The organism is Proteus myxofaciens ATCC 19692 (assembly GCF_001654855.1).
Lineage (GTDB): Bacteria > Pseudomonadota > Gammaproteobacteria > Enterobacterales > Enterobacteriaceae > Proteus > Proteus myxofaciens.
Genome location: NZ_LXEN01000057.1, coordinates 1 through 19,443, shown reverse-complemented (window position 1 = coordinate 19,443; position 19,443 = coordinate 1). Strand labels below are relative to the sequence as shown.

The window sequence follows — 19,443 nt, the reverse complement described above, 5'->3', positions numbered from 1 at the left end:
CAGCCGGGGGTAACGAACCCGGCTGTATAGAGTAACGAACAATAATTGATATAGCCACTTGATAGGTTTCATTTCAATATCATCTTTATAGAATTAAGGATTAATTATGTCAGCAGACTTTACCTCATTCTCTTCCAATTTTATCAGTGCTTCTTCAGGAAGTGTTGACCCACGAACAGGAATGTATAACTACCAGTTTTCCATAGCAACATTAATAGGAAATGCAGGATTAGGGCCTAATCTCAATATTGGGTTGGCCTATTCACCACTAACAACGACGAATATTGGTTTTGGCTCTGGTTTTTCATTATTATTCTCTCGTTATGATAAGAGTACTAAGACATTACAATTGTCAACAGGTGAGAGTTATAAAGTCACCGAGGTAGGCAATAAAATCAATATCCTTTATGCAAAACCTCAACATTTTCGCATCAAGGTGCAGGATGATGGTTACTATATTTATCACAAAGATGGAACAATTGAGCGACTTACTGCGCCCAAAAAAGGGGGTGATATCAAAGTGACAGAAACCATTAAGTCACCAGGAAATCGCGAAATGTCACTTAAGTGGGAAATTTTTGGTAATAATAAACGGTTACTTGCAATCAGTGATGAATTTTCTGATTTACTAGTGATTAATTATACTGCTGCTGGTGTTAACTTTAATGTTTGGCCTAAATCTTCAGAGCACTATGTCATAAAATTAAAAATACAGAATGAATTTCTGATTTCAGCCTCTAATCTCAATGTTGACCCCGCGTTGAGCTGGAGCTTTGAGTATAATAATAAGCGATTAACTACGGTGACCTCGCCTACCGGCTTAAAAGATCGGGTAATTTACAATCAGAATGGTCACCAATTTCCATTAGGTAGTCATAATCCCCGCTTACCTTATGTTTCTCGTTACTGGCAAACGGGAACTGGTGGAGAATTAATCAGTGATAGACGCTATGTTTTTTCGGATAAAAATTTTCTTGGTTTTGGCGGAAATAGTAGCAGTTCCTGGAATAAAGATACTGACTTTCTTTATGGTATGGTAAGCGACTATCAATATAGTAGTACAGAAACAGTCGTAGATAAAAATGGTTCGCCACTCATGAAAGTATTGAGAACATACGGCAATTACCATCTTCAAATTAAGGAAGATAAACAATTGGTTGGGAGTGGCTGCTCATCAGTAGTCGAGACAGTTTATAACATGATAACAGGCAGGCCTTTTGAAAGCCAACCAACCCAATTCCAGTTGCCCAAAAAAGTGACAACGACCTACACTGATAATTCGCTGGCATTAAATGAACGTACTCGAACAGATATTACATTAACGGAATTTGATGATTTTGGTAATTTAATCAAAGAAAAGGCCTCTAATGGCCTAATTACAGAATATATTTACTATCCCGCTGAAGGAGAGGATGGTCATTGTCCCCCTGATCCAAATGGTTTTGTGCGTTTTTTAAAAAAGAAAATCACTTATCCAATCGACAGTGAATATAGTATGCCAGAAAGGAGTTCGGTGTTCACCTATGGCCGATTAGGCGATACTAGCGCCATTGTCCAAACATCATTAACAGAATACAACGGACAAAATCCGTTATTTAAAATTTTTACCTTTTATAACACTGAGCTAGGCGATCCTCAATTTGGGCGAGTTATTACTCAGTTATTCGATAAATATACGCCTAATTCAACAAAATCGTATCAACAACGCACCGAAATTAATACTAGACTTACTGATGGCCTTTTGACACAGACGACGACAAACATAACCCATGACGGTTTGACGCAAGTCACCCAGCAAACACAATCTTGCTATTCTAACAATATTGTCAGCGAAATTAACTCAAACAATATCAAAACAAATTATGCTTATGATAAACTCGGTCGCCTTATTGAAACGGTATCTGCAGTTGGAACAGATTATGAATTTGCAATACGGTATGAGTATATTATTGAACCCACAGGTCTCGTCACTCTAGTCAAAAATTCATTGAATCAACAGGAAAAAACCTATTTTGATAGCCTCGGTCGTGAAATTGAGCGGCATCAATATGATCCTGATAATTCCAAAAAATGGTATCTAGTCTCATCCAAATCATATGATCTGCTTGGTAAAGAAATCACTGGACAAGTTAACGATTGGCTGACTACGTCAACCAATTCCACCCCTCTAGCAAATATCCGTACTAATGCTGAATATGGTCGATGGGGACTAAATAATCGTATAACAGTATCTACATTAGGAACGGATATTACTGATATAGACCCCATTAAATTAATCCAGGAACAATACTCAACATCGAAAATAAATAAGAATAGTGGTAAGACAATTACCCGATTAGATCCTTTAAATATGCTACCTTATCGTAGCGAATTAAAAGATTCGGCAAACCGAATAAACGCTTATAGTGACTACTTATACGACGGTTATGGACAACTTCGTCGTGTTGTCAATGAACAAGGTCACATAACACTCTTTACCTATGATGAATTAGGACGTGAATTAAGTAATACCCTTCCAGATGGGACGAAGATCACGAAAGAATATCCCCCTTACTTGATGGATGAACTACCGTCTAAAATATACGTCACTGGTACCCAATCTGACGGTAAAGAGAACACATGGCTTATTGGTGAACGAGAGCTCGATGGGCTGGGGCGTGTGACTAAAGAACGCGTTGGAGGGCGGTCAACAACCTATCGCTATAAAGATTCGAATATGTTTCCTTCCCAGATATTGACCCCATCTGGTGGTCGTATTGAGAAAACATATATTCCAGAATTAGATTACGTGGTTAAAGATCTCTCAGCCTTTGATAATACAACGTCACTCATTCCAAAAGTAAAACAATCATTTGAATACACCTCTTTAGGTAACCAGCTTATCAGAATGGAAGAAGGCAATAATTTTAAAGATAATAAGTGGTCAATAGCTGGAGGTTTGATTGAAGAAAAAATTGCATTAGGTGCCGAACAACCTAAAACCATGGAATATGAGTATTCCTTGTCAGGTTCTGTTATTTCATACACCGATATTTCAGGACATCGAACACATTATGATTATGATACACAAGGCAGAATAATTAGTCTGACTGATGATACTCTAAGCAGTACTTATGGTTATGATGATTTTAGCCGAATAAAAACTAAAATTGTCACAAACTCACAATCGGGTATCACTGTAACGACTCATTTTGAGTATGATGATTTTAGCCGTGAAACCAAACAGACACTTAAAGATAGTGACGGTCAGGAGCTGATAGTACAACAGACCTGGTCATCACAAGACCAGATAATTGAACGTGAAACTAAGTTAAATGGTCGGCTAGTTAAAAAAGAGCAATACGTTTATGATGTACGTAACAGGCTTGTCAACTATTCAGTAGAAGGTGAACAACTGCCAGTTGATGCTTATGGTTATAATATGAAATCACAAAGTTATGACTATGATTGCTTAAATAATCTCCTCAAAGTTGAAACTTATTTATCAGATAATACACGTGATATTGCCATTTTTTATTATGAAAATGACAAGGATCCGGTGCAACTGACAAAAGTGACACATACTCATTCTTCTTACCCCGCAGAAATTCAGCTTACTTATGATTCAGAAGGTCGCATGATAACGGATGAATCTGGCCGACATTTAACCTATGATGTATTAGGCCGATTACAGACCTGTAATGAAGGTCAATATTCTTATGATGCCTTAAATCGTTTAGTCAGTCAGGGATATTCAGATTCAGAACGACGAGATATTTATTACCGCGATGATAACCCTGTAAATCATGTTAATTTCCCAGAAAATACATTAAGCCGTTTGATTAAAGAAGGAAATAAATGTATCGGGATTAATGACAATGGTCGAATAGTATTAACCGAAACGGATCAGAATAATAGTCTGCTATGGTCACGTAGCCCAGAGCAATCATCTGGTGATGTTCATGCTTGGTCACCCTATGGCAGTGGTTCCATAAATCGTGAATTGCCAGGATTTAATGGCGAATTTACAGATCTCATTAGTGGAACCTATCACTTAGGGAATGGTTATCGTGCTTATAACCCTGTGTTAATGCGGTTTAATTGTCCAGATAGTTTTAGTCCATTCAATCAAGGTGGAATGAATTCGTATGCCTATTGTCTTGGTGACCCTATCAATAATACAGACCCATCAGGACATATAAGTAAAACAGGTATAGCTGGATTATTCGCTGGGATTATAGGTATTATAACAAGTACAATTACTCTCGGGGCATCTTCATCTCTGGCAATTGGCGCAATAGTTTCTCTGACGACAGGATTGGCAGCTGATGTTACAGGAATAATGAGTATTGCATTAGCAGATAAGAAACCAGAAGCATCTTCAGTGCTAGGCTGGGTATCTTTGGGATTAGGTATTTCTAGTGTCGGGCTCGCGGGAACGAGCGTCAGTAGGCTAGCAACAAATATTAACCCTGCTACTGAGATGGAACTGGCTGGACACGCCCTCTCAAGAGAGGTTATATATTTCCCTAATGGTAAAGCAACAGTGGTTGATCGAAGTAAAAATATAAAAACGATTCACACAAAGTATTCATATCATGGTTACACAAATAATTTTCGTGGTACCGGTGAAGAAGCTTTGCTCATGCATGGGCATCCAAACGGAAGTATGCAAGTAGGGGGATGGGATGAGGTAACAGCCATAGGACTCAAAAGATCACGTGTAGAGCTAGATAATATGACTATGGCAACACCTGAAACGCTTGCACAAACAGTTCAGGAGGTCTTAAATACTCGAGTCGCAAATCAGACTATTGATTTAACAGCAAACAATGGTGTTCTTAATTTGGTTTGCTGTCATTCAAAATGCTATGCACAATCTGTCGCTAATGAGTTGCAAAGGCCTGTTCGAGGGTTCTCTAAAGATGCAATTTTTACACCTATAATAAAAAATTCGAATATGAATGAACTAGAAAACCCAAAATTCAAAATATCTAAGCTTCGAAGTAAATATAATCCCTTAAGTTTATTCTCTGATAGGCAAAAAGTAACACCACGCGTATTTTATCCTCAACGTACTAATATAGGCTTATAAACAGAGTGAGTAAATTGAAGACTCATTGTTCCATTGTCTAATCTTATAAATGATTTAGTGTTATTGAACCACCTGCATAGTAGGAAATTTTTTCAAACTGTTTAAACTGTGTTTTGGTATTTTAAACATGAAATCGCTTGCTATGTAGGTGACGTTTAAGTGTTTTATCTTAGAAATGGGTAGGCTTTGTCATTATTGAAGCTCAAGAGCCGAGTATCACGTCCTAACATACTGAAAAGCCTTTTTCGTATCAAAGTGTCCATATTTATTAAAGCACAACATTATTGAAAAGTTATGATATGCGCTCAAGTCAAGGCGATGTGGGTGCATGCTGGGATAATGCAGTTATTGAACGTTTTTTTGGCAGCTTAAAACATGATTGATTATTTAAAAGATCGCATGCCAATTGCCCGGAAGACGTACTGGATTATCTTCGTTATTACAATTTAACGCGATTACACACGGCTAATTATTATTTATCGCCAGTGGCGTATGAAAACTCCTTCAGAAAAGTGTCCTAATTTTGTTGTGCAGAATACTACCGATAAAAAGTTGATCTTCGTTTGGATCACCCGCGGGTTCTGAGTGAAAGAGTAATCCTAAAATTCCCCACCTAGAGGCGGTAGCCAGATCTTTGGCTGCATCGAAAACACGCTGAGACTGAGTCGCGGTCGGTTTCAATATAGGTTTTGGTAATACAATTGATTTAGGTGGTGCATAGGATAACGAATGGGCTTCCATAAAGGGTCTAGCCGGTGTTATAGAAACCCAAACCGTTGTGAGTTGACCGACCTCGGTTGTTCTTCCTTCTCCTTCACCTTTTCCTTGAATATAAAATTCAGGCATTAATGAGTCTTTAATGATGATTTTTTATACCGGGATATTAGCTTAATTATAAAAAATATTAAACTAAGTGATATCTTAATTAGGGCGAATATTCATCATATCAAACAAATTTATTTACAAATCAAAACCGTTTATCAAATTCCATCAGAGCGCTTCTATGCTCTGCTCACAACTATGTTCACACTTAAATAACACCCGCTAAAAGTTGCAAAGACCTTAGAACGTTTGTTGTGACTTTGTTGTATTTTTACAATTCATTTGCGAGAAGCTTCACACTTTCATTGCTAAGTCACTTTTTGCTGTTGTAGTGACCTTTAGTGATCGAGTATGTTACCCGTAACAGTTACTGGTAACATTTTATAAAAGACTTAATATTAGTCTTAAAGGAGCAATATATGAGCGATACCCAATCCCTACACCATGTGTTTATCTTAATGGGGGTATCTGGTAGCGGTAAATCTGCTGTTGCAAGTGGAGTTGCACAACGTACAGGTGCAGCATTTTTAGATGGCGATTTTCTTCACCCTCGTTCTAATATTACTAAAATGGCTTCAGGACATGCGTTGAATGATGAAGATCGCAAACCTTGGTTAAAGGCACTTAATGATGCCGCCTTTGCGATGCAAAGAACGAATAATCTGTCTCTTATTGTCTGCTCTGCATTAAAAAAACAGTATCGCGATATGTTAAGAGACGGCAATAAATGTCTGCACTTTTTATATTTAAAAGGTGATTACACTTTAATTGAAGAGCGTTTAAAAGCACGTAAAGGACACTTCTTTAAGCCACAAATGCTTGTTACGCAATTTGAAACGTTAGAAGAGCCAACAGATGCTGAAAAAGATGTGTATAAAATTGATATTTCAGCAACGCTTGATGATGTGATTGAAAATACAATAAAAACTATTCATTCAGTGGCTGAAACTGCTTCTGAGGGGTGCAAAGTATGAGTACATTAACGCTTGTGCTAACGGCAGTTGGCTCCGTTTTATTACTGCTCTTTTTTGTTATGTATGCGCGTTTACATGCTTTTATCGCGTTAATGATTGTGGCTATCGGTGCGGGTATTTTTTCTGGTATGCCATTAGAGCAAATTACACAAACCATGCAAAATGGGATGGGTGGTACATTAGGATTCTTATCTATCGTTGTCGCCTTAGGGGCAATGTTTGGTAAAATTTTGCATGAAACGGGTGCATTAGACCAAATTGCCGTACGTTTGCTTAAGTATTTTGGCGAAAAACGCGCCAACTATGCATTAGGTGTAGCAGGATTAATTTGTGCATTACCTCTTTTCTTTGATGTTGCCGTTGTTTTATTAATTGGTGTTGTGTTTGCAGTCGCTCGTCGTACTGGTGGTAATGTCGTGAAAATGGCCATTCCACTTTTTGCCGGTGTTGCCGCAGCTGCTGCGTTCTTATTACCAGGACCAACACCGATGTTACTTGCTGACCAAATGAGTGCTGATTTTGGTTGGATGATTTTAATCGGTTTATGTGCCGCTGTACCAAGTATGTTATTAGCAGGTCCAATTTTTGGTAACTTTATTAGCCGTTATGTTACGTTAGAGCTACCTGCTGATTTAGAAGAACCAAGCTTAGGTCAGAGTAAAATGCCTTCTTTTGGTTTCAGCCTTGCATTAGTGTTACTGCCATTAATTTTGGTAGGTTGTAAAACTATTGGTGCACGTTTTGTTGAAGAAGGTACTCAAACTTATAAAATTCTTGAATTTATTGGCCATCCGTTTATCGCTATTCTTGTTGCTTGTTTAGTGGCTATTTATGGCTTAGCTATTCGCCGTGGTATGAGTAGAGAAAAAGTGATGGAGATTTGTTCTGCCGCTATTCAACCCGCAGGTATTATCTTACTTGTTACGGGTGCTGGTGGTGTATTTAAACAAGTTCTTGTCGATTCAGGTGTGGGCTCAGCTTTAGGTAATGCATTAATTGGTGCAGGTATGCCAATTGCACTTGCTTGCTTTGTATTATCTGGCGCAGTTCGTGTTATCCAAGGTTCAGCAACGGTTGCGTGTTTAACCACAGTTGGTTTAGTGTTACCTGTTATTGGTGAACTGGGTTACAGTAGTGCACAAATGGCTGCTCTATCTATCTGTATTGCGGGTGGTTCAATTATCCTTAGCCATGTGAACGATTCAGGGTTCTGGCTATATGGTAAGTTCACAGGTGCAACAGAAGCGCAAACCTTAAAAACTTGGTCATTAATGGAGACGATTTTAGGGACTACTGGTGCTGTTATTGGTATGATTTTCTTCGCTTTCTTATAATAATCTCTTCTCTTTCTCACAAATGGCGCAATTTTATTGCGCCATTTTTCATTGCTATAAATGCCAACGAAATATGACAGAAAATAATCACTGATTCATTAATCTAATGACTTATTTATGGATATAATAATTTGGAAATCATATTCAATGGTCAACTATAGCGGTCTTTTCATTCAACATACTAATTGTAATATTCATACCATTACACTAATTAGAGACTCAATTTTGGCCTCTAGCCAACAGTTACATGATAAGTTGGATTTGTTAGAAAGAATGGAGCAACTTTTCAATGATATGGTTGAAAATTCACAAACGTTAGCTCAATTTTTAAATGAAATTGAGGTACATCTATCAAATAGCCAAACAGAGATTGAAAACTTCTCACAATGGCTCAAAAAAATCAAAAATAGTGCTGATAACATTGATAGATTGGCGAGTCAGGCAAATATTCTTTCTATTAATTCTGCGATAGAGGCTGGGCATATAGGGCAAGAAGGTGCAGGGTTTTCAGTATTAGCACAAGAAATGAAAAAGCTATCGCTTGAAATACAGCATCAAGCTTCTGAAATTGGCTCTATTAATAATAATTTGAGTACACGTTTTGCACCAGTGAAAGAAAATACATTAAAAAATAAAGAACAATTAATGCAGGTGAAAGAGATAGTCAAAGTAGGTAGTGCTAATTTAATTGCACTCGCAGAACAAGCCAATGAGTTAAAACACCTTTTTCTATTTATCTCAATGCAACAGTTTTTTAATACTGTAAAAATTGATCACGTTTTATGGAAAGAAGCGATTTATGTCCACTTATTAAATAATGATGGCGAAAACTGCGTTAATCAACATACACAATGTCGTTTAGGTAAATGGTATTACGAAGGTGATGGTCGTAAATTTGCAGGTACAGAGGCATTTCGTCGCTTGGAAGAGCCCCATAAAAAGGTGCATCAATGCGGTCGTTTAGCGCTAGCAGCGAATTTAGCAGGGGATCAAGAAGCGGTAAATAACTACATTGCACAAATGGAAGAGGCGAGTGTTCATGTTATTCAGTATATTGATAAGCTATTGGAATCACATCCTTTTATGAGTGAAAAAGCATAATACACACAACGACGCCTTTTATAGAGACGTCGTTGTTGCGAGTTTAAGACTTATTAATCAGTGCTGATAATTGGCTATATAGCGTATTTGCGCTACTTTCATAGCCTTCACGTGAAAGATGAACGCCATCTGGTCTTGCTAAATCATACAGTGACCATGCTTTTATCGAACATTCTCCTCCCATATAATCACGCCAATCCCAAAATAGCGTTTTTTCTTGTTGAGCAACTTCTTTTTGAATTTTGACAATGCCAGTTAACCATTGTGGTTGTTGTGAACGACAATCAGAGGCATCTTTATTTTTAATAGAATCAGAAGGGCCAACTAGTAAAATGGCGCTATTAGGTGCAACTCGCCGAATTTGACGGATCTTTTCTGTGAGTAATTGGCGATACGCATCCAAATCAAAGGTATCATTGAAGGCTTCATTTGTACCATATGCCAAAATTACCATATCGGGTTTTAACTGGCCTAAGGTTTCAGACCATTGAGTTCCCCATTTATCTAGCATATTAATGGATGCACCATTAATACCTAGTGTAGATAACATTACACCCGGTTTTTGGTTAGTGATAAGCCAGCCACCTAATTTAATTGGCTGTGTTTTATTCACGGTAATACTCACTGGGAATGTCATAGAGACAGGTCTAGAAAACTGCCATTGACCATGAGTTTGTGTCAGTGATAGTACTTTACTACCTGACGATTTAATATTGATTTGTGAGGCTGTAGGGGCTTTATATAACGCTTGTAATTGATACTGTTGCTGAGTCACTGGATTTTCAGCTAATTGCAATGTTGACCACTTAGATTCAGGAACACTGATAAAACCACCGAGTGGAAAATCAGGATCAGTATCTTTGCGGCTTGAGATTAATCCCCAGGCTTTTTTGTCGCTTTGATATTGCACATTTGCAGTGCGCTGACCTGGGATATTGGTTGGTGGGATAAAACCAATTCCTCCATCGCCATAATCTGCTTGGAAACGTTCACGCAGTTTGCCACTAAAGAAATCAGCCGCAGTATGTGAATCACCTAATTGCACAATATGTACATTTTGACGACCTTGCTGTAACTTTTTAACAAAGCCTTTAAAGTTAGGATCATAAAAGTTATAGAGCTGTCTTGAGCCATCAGCTGGCAATACCGTCGGTGTGACAAGTTTGACGGTTTTTTCTTTATCTTGATTACAAGCCACTAAGAGCGAAACCAAAGCGAGTATGATAGAGCTACTCACTAAGGTTTTAGGCTTAAGGATGCGCACTATGTGTTTCATTTTGAGTGACCATTTGTTTATCTTTTACATCATCCTCTTGCATACCATCTTTAACGTCTTCTTGACGATAAATACGAGAGAATACGTGTTGAGCAATAATTTGCTGACCTTTTAAGCTAAAGTGAATACCATCACCCGCTCTTAATTTGACGCGACTACTACCATCGCCCATATAATCAGAATAAATATCTTTCTCATATTTAAACATATCATTGACTGAAAGATAAATTTCACCTTGTTTTTCTGCTTCTTCACGGAAAAGTGTATCAAGGTAAGCCATGCCTTCTGATAATTTTTGTTTGCGCATATTAGGTGGGCCTACCCAAATAACAGTAACATCATTGAGTCGTGCATTTTCCATAATGCCAGCAACGCGTGATCGATACAGCGCATCCCACTCTTTACTGGCAAATTTCAAATAACGACCTCCGCCTTCAGGTGGCATATCCCAAGGATCATTAGGACCTAAGAAAACGATAAGTAGTTTTATCGAACTATCACTCGCTAATCGATTAGCAATGGTTTGGGGCCAATTGAAAAAGCGAGGATAGGCTAAACCGGTGCTTTGTTTGCTTAAATCAATACTACTAATTTTATAGTCTGATTGAAGTTGGCGTTTTAATAGAGGCGCTACACCTTGCATCATAGAATCACCAGCAAAGAGCACTTTATCTTCAGGGGCTAAAATCACTTCTGTTTTTTGCACAATCGGCTTATGGGCTTCAAGTGCGACATTAGAAATATCCGTTGAAGACGTATAACGTAGTGCACCCATTGCATGTTGGCGTTGCAATAATTGCGGAAAACGCTCTGTTAGCTGATAAGCAGGGCGTGTATAGCCATTAATAAAGTGTAAACCCACAGCAAAACCTTCAGGTAGTTGATCGGTTTGTACTGGCGCTTTATTTGGCTTGGCTTGATTATCAGGATGATGAGTGCGTAGGTAATCATTATAGCTTCCTAAAGCAACAAAAATACCATCACGCAGTTGTCCACCGATTTGCCAAGGATAATATTGAGAAAGCCCAGACCAAGGCGCAGGCCGATGATATTGCTGTTGCCAAAAGCGTTCTAACGAAGTTTGGTTTAGCCAAATTAAGCACAAGGTAGTAATAACGACCATGAAAGCCACTTTTACTGTCTTTTTTATATTTGAGCAGAAATCAAAAGCTGGCATAAATAAATCCCGGAACCCCATCTGGAGACAACATAAAGATAATTGTAAGGATCAGTGCTAGAGGTAGAGGGTAAACATACCATGGCACTCTTTTCTCTAGGCGAATAACGATATCCCTAAATGTGACAAACGCGGGATAGAGTAAAAAAAGCCCCCAGAACATAATCAGGGTTAATCCTTCGGCTTGTAATGATTCCCAAGCTCCGGCACTAAAGAGCTGGTGGATTAAAACAAAAGCATCACTGACGGTTTGACTGCGAAAAAAGATCCACGCAAAACAGACAAAATGAAATGTAATTATCCATGATAGCAACATATTTAATGACGATAACGCACTAGCGGGTGCATCTTTACGCGCCGGAAATAAACGATGTTTGATATTGAGTAAAACAACACCAATTCCGTGAATAGCTCCCCAAATAATAAAGGTCATCGCAGCACCATGCCATAAGCCAGAAATAACCATAGCCGCAAATGCATTAAAATTCTGTCTGATAACTCCTTTGCGATTACCCCCTAATGGAATATAGATGTAATCACGAATAAAGGTAGAAAGGCTAATATGCCAACGGCGCCAAAAATCAGCTAAGTTAATCGCTAAATAAGGGGCATTAAAGTTACGAGGAACAATAAATCCAAGTAACAAGGCAATTCCCGTTACCAAATTGGTATAACCTGAGAAATTAAAATAGATATGCCATGCATAGGCATAAATTGCCGTTAATACTTGCCCACTTTGCGCTAAATCAGGCGCATCAAATACGGGGTTAACATAATTTGTTGAAAACCAGCCGCTTAACCAAAACAGTTTTGCGATAGCCAAAACAATCAACATTAAAGCACCTTTATAATCGATAATTTTACGATGTGATGCTTGAATTTGCGGTAAAAACGTTTTAGCGCGATTGATAGGCCCTGCGACAATACTTGGGAAAAAGCATAAATAAAGCACAACATCAAGAAACGGTGCTTTTGGAATTTCTTTTTTACACACTGACACAACATAGCTGACAGAGTGGAAAATATAGAAAGAAAGCCCTAATGGCGCAAGTAATTCGATAAGGGGCAGTTCAATACTCAATCCCCATTGTTGAAATACTTGTGTCAGTGATTCTTGGAAAAATGAGTAGTACTTAAAGGCAATAAAGTAGCCCGCGACTAATAAGCCAAGTAACCAATAAATCACTTTAGCCGAGGTATATCGCGTTAAAATATTTGCAAATAAGTAAATTAAGAGGGTGTAACTTAATAAGATAAGGGCAGGACGATAGTCAACATAAAATATAAAAGCATAACTTACTAAGATTAGTAAGATATTTTGTATTTTAACCTGCTTTTGAAAGAGCCAGTAGATAATAAAAAAACTTACAAAGGCTCCGAGAAACTCGAATGAAAAAAAATTCATAAATGGCTCTAAGGGTGTGATTTAAAAGTCATACCAAACGTGTTACTCCTATATTATGAATTATTTGCGGGCTTTCAATCAAAAGATTATCTTGCCATAAATAAAAGCCACTTTTCCTGATAAAGAAAAGTGGCTTTATACCTTATGAAAGCCTATTTAACTTAGCTTTCTTGTTTTGATAATAACTGAGCTTGAGTAATCAGCTTTTTGTTAGAATCAAGAATTTCGGTAAGGTAATCATTATAACTTGCGCCTAGCTCAGAATACCCTTTTAAGTCGGTGATTAACTGGCGTGGATCAAGTTGCTGTTGTGTCATCCTTTGTTGTGCCCTTGAGGAGCGCAAAGAAGTATAAGCACGGTGTGTGTTAAGATTACGCATATAAGCAATTACTGAGCTTTCAACGTCGGAGTAAGAGGCATAGCCTTTCGTTTTACCACGAACATTGTTGCAAGAACTGCTAGCGCATCGCATACCGAATAAATTGTTATTTTGTTGTGCCAACTTTGATGTTCCCCAACCTGATTCGGTAGCTGCTTGCGTTGCGACAAAGTGTGTCGGAATAATATCAACGCGAGTCAGTAACGAATTCCAATTTACTTTCTTGGGGCTGGTACATGTAACGCCATAGTATTGACAGATTTCGCGTAATTTTTTTAGCTCTGCACTACCCCAATGTTGAGATTTTTGCTGAGCAAGTAACCACTGACGATCCCTCAATATCTTATTATTAACATTGTCAATAATAGGAACGATGACATTTAAAAACGCTTTCTTACGCGGTGTTCCCGAAGGATATTTTTTCAAATCAGGCAGCGCTGTCGATGCTTTTTTGAAAGAATACGCCTGCATTATTTGAGAACCGGCGGTACTGGTTGAAGCAGAGCTTACACCAGCAAATAGTAGTGAAATCAAGAAAGCGAAGACGGCACTTGTCCTCATCAATTGAGAGGGCATTGCTTCTCCTCGTTTAACTGGATAAAAATCGAACGAATACTAGCAAATTACTTTTTTCATAGCTACAAAATATCGCCTCACATTAGGATTACTACGAATTATATGTATGACATATCGAGCATAATGCTGGAACTTACCGTTTTATAATTGATTTTTTCTTTAACAAAAAATGCTTACAATAGTTAATGTTTAGCTTTTTTTATGAAAAAAAAGGTGATTAAAGTTAATTTTAGCCAAAAATCCTATTTTAAAATAGATAAACTTGTCTAAATATTAGTCATTTTCAGCGATTTTTGGCTGTGTTTTTCGATCAAATTCTTGGGCTTTTTCTGCTAAATCAGTGAAATCCGCGTCAGTCCAATAAGTTGTTGGTATAGGCAAATCTTTCATATGATTTGTTGGATGAAGCTGAAATTCTGCTAATTGATTTAAATTATAGTCGTGATAAAAATGAGGTAATGTGAGCAAGTGCGGTAGCGTATTTTCTTCAAAAGGCAGAATAGGATAGCGTACATCTTCAGTGTGATAATCACGCTTTAGAACTAAAAATTTTTCAGGGACACGTCGCTGACTATCCCACCATTGTTTATCAATCACATCAAACCACTGCTGAGTTTTTTCTCTAGGTTGTGATTCTAAAAAGTCTAGTGCTGAAGGTATGATGGCTTGCATTGAATGATTATATTGTTCGAGTGTTGTTGCATGCCCTTTAAGGATTAGCGTTAAGGAAAGGCGAGCACCAATGAGGTTAGAGTAGAGATCTTCAGGTGAAAAAGCAGAAATACCTTCAGAAAATCCAGGCACTGAACGAAAACCATACCACTGCGCAATTTCATGCCACACGGCTAACTGAAAGCCCAATCTAGCAGCAAGGTAGGCGCTTAATGTATAGCGCTTCATAGCATCTTTAGGAGGGGTAAACTCTGTAAAATGAATTTTACGCTGTGCTAATTCATCACTGAGCGTGAGTGTCCACTCTTTACCAAGGTTAGGATAAATGTGGCTAAATAAGTAATAAGTATAATCAGCGGTATCACGAATATGGGCGATATCAAGAAACCCGCCTTTATGTGAATAAAGTAAGCCTGATTTTTCGTTACCAAAACCTAAAACTGCGGCGGTTCCTAACCAAAAATTATCGTTATAGCGATGAAGGCCTAATTTGTCTTTCTCAACAATATTATCAATACGATAAAAAGGAACGGGTATACCCCATGCTTTAACTTTAAGATCATAACCAAAGGCGCAACATGGCCTTAATCCATTAGGTGCATTAAGAGGCTTTGGTACTGACCAAATTTGTGAGGCTTCTTCTGTTGTTTGAGTGCTAAGATTAGCTTCAATGCTATCAACAGGGGTAACGTGAGTACAACCCGAAATCAGCACAGTGATAAGGGTCAGCGTTAGAAATCGTTTTAACATCAAAAAGCCTCGCCAACTTGGAAATAAAACCCAGTGCTTTCTTTACCTACGCCAAAATCAAGACGAACATTCATTCTTGGTTTAAACTCAAAGCGATAGCCGATACCAACACTAGGTAACCAATGGCCTTTACCTAAATCGCGAGCTTGATGACTTAATGTGCCACCGCCAGCCCATAGGGCAATACCATGGCGCCAATTAAGTTTTTGGCGATATTCAATCTGGCTTGAGAATACATGATTATCTTGGTAACGCCCTTCATAATAGCCACGCATTTGATGACCATTACTGAGTTTTGATAACTGGCTCCAAGGCAAATCACCTGAGGTTAATCTCGCATAGCTATCAAAGGCTAATACTGCATCGTTATTTAAAGGATAGTAGTAATTGTATTGAAGTTGGGTTGCATTAAACCGATTATTACTTCCTGTATCAGAAGAGTAATGCGTATAACTGATATCAAATGCTTGGCCTTGATGTGCATTAGGTAAGAAGTCACGAGTATCATAAGTAAAATGAACACTGAGACCCGAGCTGGTGGTACGCAATGGTAACTGATGTGTTGTCATATAGCGTTTAAAGGACGTATCAGGCTCTGCTACATGTAAATTCGCGTAATCCCAACCTAATCCAAAATAGGTGCTTTGAGTAATCTGACGCAGAAGTGTTGGTGTGAGATGTAACTCTTGCGAACGATATTCCCCAAAATGTTTTTTGATACGACCATCGTTATAACCCCGCCTCCAATAATTAATCGGGACATTATTAAGAGCGCCAGTTAAATAAAAACGCCAAGCATCATCAGCAAGATAAGTATAGTTGCTAAACGTCATACCAAAAGCCCCAGTTGAAGAGCCAAAACCGCTAAGAGAGAGTGATGACATTTTACTATTAGGCCGATGGTCAGCTTGATATAACCCGACAAGGGCAACACCAACACCTAGTTCTAATTCAGGGGTATAAAAAGGACCGGGTAAGACTCCCCAATCGACACCTTTACTACTATCAAATTTATTTTCTCCCCCTAATTGTATTAGCCATCTGTCTATTTGTTCTCTATCAGGGAAGATTTCTGCGTGTGCGGTTTGTGAAATAAATAGGCTGGTAAATACCAGCCCATAAATAAAAGGTTTTCTAAACATTAAAAGCGAAACTCACCAGAAACAAAGAAGCTATTACGGTTATTAAAGCCTAATTCTGTTATGACATTAAAATTACGCGTGACTTCTAAGCGAGCACCCACAGTTTGGTTCCATTTATGAGCAAGATGCTGTTCAACGTCGAATTTCATTCCAGGATCATCTAAGGCTTGGATCATTGCATTAAAAGCAGGTGGTAAGTTTAATCCATTAATATCACCTTTAAAGCGTTGCGTAATATCTTGGTACATTGCCCCTGTCCAAACTTGGAGCTTGGTATTACCTTGTCCTGCAATTAATGGTTGAAATACAAATTCATAACCCACACGAGGGGAAATAATTAACGCTTTAATATCACCATCTAAAATATCTAAACTGGTTTTTGTATAGTTTAAATCAAAAGTACCAAAGAATTGGTTATAGCCACCTGCTAAAGTAAAGCCGGCACCATAAGTATTTCCTTTAAAATCGAGTTCAAACGGCATATTAGTGATAAATGGTAAAGGGAACCCCATAAAACTACCGCCGTTTAATGTTGTTTTTGAGGTACCTTTAGTATGGCCATAAAGACCATAGACATTCATAAATGGAAAAATCCAGCTATCTAGCTTTAGCATGTGAGTTTCGCTTTTTTCGCGAGTATGACCCGCATCTATTTTTAAGACTTCTGCGGTTTCTGGATTTTTAGGCATAATAAAGCCAATTTTATCTACAATAATATCTTGTCGTAGATTCATATAGCTATAACTTGCACCAAAAGGCTCTGGTAAATCATAACCACGGGCACGGGCTTCATCACCCCAGATAGGTAAAATACGAGATTCACTTGTTGTTGGGCGAGTATCTAATGAACCCTCGTTATTTAAGGCTCTGCCACCAGATTGGCTTACGCTTAAAGAAAAAAGAGGAGTATCACTATCAGCATAAGAGAAACCCGAGACTAGAAGAGAGGCAGTAAGTACCACCTTATTTAAATGAGAAAAGTTCATACACAACCCACAAAAAGTAAAAAAATAACCAATAAAAAGAGTAGCGAAAAATTTTAGTCTCTTTTTAATAATAGGTCACCAGCTATAAGTGCGAAATCTAGATAAAAAAACTTGTATAAAGCTCCTTAATAGCATTATCAGAGCATATTTAAATCAAAAATCGATATTTCATAAGGTAATCTTAATAAATGTCTTAAAATATCTGTTTTTATAAAAACAAGAATGAGCGCGATTTACATTTTCTATTTATAAATGGTTTTTGCAGTCAATTGTTAAGTTAACGTCGTAATAAAATGTTACTATCCTCCCTTAGAGTTATTTTCAATGTTGGTTAAAATAATATTCATCAAGGGGAAGACATGACGTATCAAGAGCTTTATCAGTATGCGATTTTTATGTTATCTCGCCGTGATTATGGTGCGGTTGAATTACAACGTCGTTTAGCTCGTAGAATAAGAGAAAGTGATAGAGAGAAAGAAACGACAACAGAAGAAGAACATCTTGCGAATGTGATGACGCAATTGTTAGAAAGCCAATATCTTGATGATAATCGCACGGTTCACTCTTTTTTTCGTAGTTACTTAAATAAGTCTTATGGTCCATTACGGATACGCCAAGAGCTGAGAGCAAAAGGCTTTCCTAGTGAGATTATTGATAATGTATTAGAAGAAACAGAGGTTGATTGGGCTGAATTATGCAAAGAAGTTAAAGAGAAAAAATTTGGTACTCAAAAACCAAAAGATTATAAAGAAAAAGCAAAACAAATTCGTTATCTGCAATATCGTGGATTTACCTCAGAATATATGAGTGCGTTATTTTAATTGAATTTTTTTTTTATGTTATTTTACATAATTATATTAATTGCATCGCAATTTTCTCTAAATTTTTATTATTCTCTTTTTTAAAATAGACTTTCTGATGTAAAAATATATCAAATGGAAAAGGTGAACGAAGATAATGAATATTTTTATTCGTTATTGATGAAATAAAATCAGAGTTCTCAGGAATAAAACAATATCCAGCCCCTTCATTAACAAAATGTAATACATCGGACATTTCTGTCAAACCTAATGTATGATAACGGTAATCATGCTCCTTTAACTTATTGAGTATTGATAAAAAAATAGGATTTTGTAATGTATTAGTTCGTTGAATTAATGTTTCTTTTTCAAAAAATAGATACATATTTTTATGTTTATTTAATAGATCTTTATGGGATAGTAAACCAATTTTTTGAGTGCATAAATTAATAGATTGAATATGAGTATTTATATAGGCAAAATCAAGTGATGAAATCACTAAATCAAATTGTGTATCTGCTAATTCATTTTCTATATCATCGATAATACCTTCTGTTAGTGAAATATCATAATGACTATTTTTCATTTTAATAGATAAGATTTTATTTTTTAAATCAGGGTAATGAAATCCATCTAATTTTATATTTAATGGGATTTTATTGCCTGATTTTTCAGTAAATTGTTTTTCAATATTTTTTATCTTTTCATAATAAGGATAAAGTTTATCATAGAGCATTTTTCCTGCAGGCGTTAATACCATTCCTTGTTTAGAACGTTTAAGTAATGATTTTCCTACTTGGCTTTCTAGTTCGTTTAAACCATGGCGTAAAGCTGAGGGGGTAACATTAATTTTTTCAGCCGCTTTAACAAGGCTTTGTGCTGTAACAATAGCAAAAAATTGATTTATTTTTTTAGAGAATATCATCGTGTTTGCATTGAAGTTATATCTGTATGAAATACATCATGATAACTCC

14 protein-coding genes and 1 pseudogene are annotated in these 19,443 nt (G+C 37.2%); 6 read left to right on the top strand and 9 right to left on the bottom strand.

Going from position 1 to position 19,443, the window contains the following annotated elements; translation table 11 throughout:
• Window positions 1-106: 106 nt before the first annotated feature.
• Window positions 107-5,074, top strand: a complete 4,968-nt coding sequence (locus M983_RS06570; RefSeq protein ID WP_066748907.1) for an RHS repeat domain-containing protein — start codon at window positions 107-109, stop codon at window positions 5,072-5,074.
• Window positions 5,075-5,355: 281 nt separating this feature from the next.
• Window positions 5,356-5,595, top strand: a pseudogene (locus tag M983_RS17895) (integrase core domain-containing protein); the annotation flags it as partial.
• On the opposite strand, the gene M983_RS06565 reads toward M983_RS17895, so the two are convergent.
• Window positions 5,579-5,920: a hypothetical protein gene (locus M983_RS06565; protein ID WP_066748904.1), complete on the bottom strand. Its 342-nt coding sequence runs from the start codon at window positions 5,918-5,920 to the stop codon at window positions 5,579-5,581. The pseudogene M983_RS17895 and the gene M983_RS06565 sit on opposite strands and share 17 nt — an antisense overlap.
• Before the next feature lie 395 nt (window positions 5,921-6,315).
• Between M983_RS06565 and gntK the strand changes: the two genes are divergently transcribed.
• The 3 genes from gntK (at window position 6,316) to M983_RS06550 (ending at window position 9,305) form a co-directional block, all read left to right on the top strand.
• Complete coding sequence (gene gntK / locus M983_RS06560) at window positions 6,316-6,870, top strand: gluconokinase (protein WP_066748902.1); 555 nt, start codon at window positions 6,316-6,318, stop codon at window positions 6,868-6,870.
• Entirely contained in the window at window positions 6,867-8,204 is a 1,338-nt protein-coding gene (gene gntU / locus M983_RS06555) for a gluconate transporter (protein ID WP_066748899.1), read from the top strand. Before gntK ends, gntU begins: the two co-directional genes overlap by 4 nt.
• Before the next feature lie 147 nt (window positions 8,205-8,351).
• Window positions 8,352-9,305, top strand: a complete 954-nt coding sequence (locus tag M983_RS06550) for a methyl-accepting chemotaxis protein (RefSeq protein ID WP_066748892.1) — start codon at window positions 8,352-8,354, stop codon at window positions 9,303-9,305.
• Window positions 9,306-9,348: 43 nt separating this feature from the next.
• Here M983_RS06550 and M983_RS06545 read toward each other — a convergent pair whose 3' ends face one another.
• From M983_RS06545 to M983_RS06515, 7 genes are all read right to left on the bottom strand, one after another.
• A complete protein-coding gene (locus M983_RS06545; RefSeq protein WP_066748889.1) occupies window positions 9,349-10,581 on the bottom strand; it encodes an SGNH/GDSL hydrolase family protein in 1,233 nt (410 codons plus the stop codon).
• Entirely contained in the window at window positions 10,556-11,758 is a 1,203-nt protein-coding gene (locus M983_RS06540) for an SGNH/GDSL hydrolase family protein (protein ID WP_066748886.1), read from the bottom strand. Before M983_RS06540 ends, M983_RS06545 begins: the two co-directional genes overlap by 26 nt.
• Window positions 11,745-13,163, bottom strand: coding sequence for an MBOAT family O-acyltransferase (locus M983_RS06535; protein WP_066748883.1), 1,419 nt, complete (start codon window positions 13,161-13,163; stop codon window positions 11,745-11,747). The genes M983_RS06540 and M983_RS06535 overlap by 14 nt, the downstream gene beginning before the upstream one ends.
• Before the next feature lie 161 nt (window positions 13,164-13,324).
• Window positions 13,325-14,119 (bottom strand): protein bax, encoded by a 795-nt coding sequence (locus tag M983_RS06530; protein WP_066748880.1) that lies wholly within the window; start codon window positions 14,117-14,119, stop codon window positions 13,325-13,327.
• A 273-nt stretch (window positions 14,120-14,392) separates the two neighbouring features.
• Window positions 14,393-15,541, bottom strand: a complete 1,149-nt coding sequence (locus M983_RS06525) for a DUF4056 domain-containing protein (RefSeq protein WP_066748877.1) — start codon at window positions 15,539-15,541, stop codon at window positions 14,393-14,395.
• Window positions 15,541-16,683, bottom strand: a complete 1,143-nt coding sequence (locus tag M983_RS06520) for a BamA/TamA family outer membrane protein (protein WP_066748874.1) — start codon at window positions 16,681-16,683, stop codon at window positions 15,541-15,543. The genes M983_RS06525 and M983_RS06520 overlap by 1 nt, the downstream gene beginning before the upstream one ends.
• Complete coding sequence (locus M983_RS06515; RefSeq protein ID WP_066748871.1) at window positions 16,683-17,669, bottom strand: hypothetical protein; 987 nt, start codon at window positions 17,667-17,669, stop codon at window positions 16,683-16,685. Before M983_RS06515 ends, M983_RS06520 begins: the two co-directional genes overlap by 1 nt.
• A 359-nt stretch (window positions 17,670-18,028) precedes the next feature.
• Here M983_RS06515 and M983_RS06510 point away from each other — a divergent pair, with 359 nt between their 5' ends.
• Window positions 18,029-18,490, top strand: a complete 462-nt coding sequence (locus tag M983_RS06510) for a regulatory protein RecX (RefSeq protein ID WP_066748867.1) — start codon at window positions 18,029-18,031, stop codon at window positions 18,488-18,490.
• Window positions 18,491-18,521: 31 nt separating this feature from the next.
• Here M983_RS06510 and M983_RS06505 read toward each other — a convergent pair whose 3' ends face one another.
• Window positions 18,522-19,394 (bottom strand): LysR family transcriptional regulator, encoded by an 873-nt coding sequence (locus tag M983_RS06505; protein ID WP_066748864.1) that lies wholly within the window; start codon window positions 19,392-19,394, stop codon window positions 18,522-18,524.
• Window positions 19,395-19,443 lie beyond the last annotated feature (49 nt).

Excerpts from the sequence above, each read along its gene's own strand:
- M983_RS06505 (WP_066748864.1), bottom strand. The coding sequence starts at position 19,394 with ATGATATTCTCTAAAAAAATAAATCAATTTTTTGCTATTGTTACAGCA.
- M983_RS06535 (WP_066748883.1), bottom strand. The coding sequence starts at position 13,163 with ATGAATTTTTTTTCATTCGAGTTTCTCGGAGCCTTTGTAAGTTTTTTT.
- M983_RS06510 (WP_066748867.1), top strand. The coding sequence starts at position 18,029 with ATGACGTATCAAGAGCTTTATCAGTATGCGATTTTTATGTTATCTCGC.
- M983_RS06570 (WP_066748907.1), top strand. The coding sequence starts at position 107 with ATGTCAGCAGACTTTACCTCATTCTCTTCCAATTTTATCAGTGCTTCT.
- M983_RS06520 (WP_066748874.1), bottom strand. The coding sequence starts at position 16,683 with ATGTTTAGAAAACCTTTTATTTATGGGCTGGTATTTACCAGCCTATTT.
- M983_RS06540 (WP_066748886.1), bottom strand. The coding sequence starts at position 11,758 with ATGCCAGCTTTTGATTTCTGCTCAAATATAAAAAAGACAGTAAAAGTG.
- gntU (WP_066748899.1), top strand. The coding sequence starts at position 6,867 with ATGAGTACATTAACGCTTGTGCTAACGGCAGTTGGCTCCGTTTTATTA.
- gntK (WP_066748902.1), top strand. The coding sequence starts at position 6,316 with ATGAGCGATACCCAATCCCTACACCATGTGTTTATCTTAATGGGGGTA.
- M983_RS06565 (WP_066748904.1), bottom strand. The coding sequence starts at position 5,920 with ATGCCTGAATTTTATATTCAAGGAAAAGGTGAAGGAGAAGGAAGAACA.
- M983_RS06550 (WP_066748892.1), top strand. The coding sequence starts at position 8,352 with ATGGTCAACTATAGCGGTCTTTTCATTCAACATACTAATTGTAATATT.
- M983_RS06530 (WP_066748880.1), bottom strand. The coding sequence starts at position 14,119 with ATGCCCTCTCAATTGATGAGGACAAGTGCCGTCTTCGCTTTCTTGATT.
- M983_RS06515 (WP_066748871.1), bottom strand. The coding sequence starts at position 17,669 with ATGAACTTTTCTCATTTAAATAAGGTGGTACTTACTGCCTCTCTTCTA.
- M983_RS06525 (WP_066748877.1), bottom strand. The coding sequence starts at position 15,541 with ATGTTAAAACGATTTCTAACGCTGACCCTTATCACTGTGCTGATTTCG.
- M983_RS06545 (WP_066748889.1), bottom strand. The coding sequence starts at position 10,581 with ATGAAACACATAGTGCGCATCCTTAAGCCTAAAACCTTAGTGAGTAGC.